The organism is Anaerotignum faecicola (assembly GCA_024460105.1).
Lineage (GTDB): Bacteria > Bacillota > Clostridia > Lachnospirales > Anaerotignaceae > JANFXS01.
The window spans coordinates 1-380 of sequence record JANFXS010000646.1 but is presented as its reverse complement, the minus strand read 5'-3'; the positions used below and the strand labels follow the sequence as shown (position 1 = coordinate 380).

Below are 380 nucleotides of genomic sequence, written 5' to 3'. Positions count from 1 at the left end.
CGTCACAACCGCGGAAGAAAGTCCAAGACGCTGTGGACGGCCAATGAGGAAGGGCCTCTGGTACAGTATAAACAGTTTGAGACGGCCGCCGAGGAAGCGGATGCCATCGTACGCGATATTCAGAACAGCGGATGCGGCTACCAGGACTGCGCGGTTCTTTACCGGACCAACGCCCAGTCCCGTCTTATCGAGGAAAAATGCCTTCAGCGCAATGTGCCGTACCGTATGGTGGGAGGCGTGAACTTCTATCAGCGAAAGGAAATCAAAGATATCCTGGCGTATTTGAAGACGATTGACAACGGCCGGGATGACTTATCTGCCCTCCGTATTATCAATGTTCCGAAGCGGGGAATCGGAGGAACCAGTGTGGGAAAGGTACA

At 53.7% G+C, this 380-nt stretch carries 1 protein-coding gene; it reads left to right on the top strand.

Going from position 1 to position 380, the window contains the following annotated elements:
- A partial coding sequence (locus NE664_15825; protein MCQ4728103.1) for an ATP-dependent DNA helicase PcrA occupies positions 1-380 on the top strand: 380 nt, incomplete at both ends.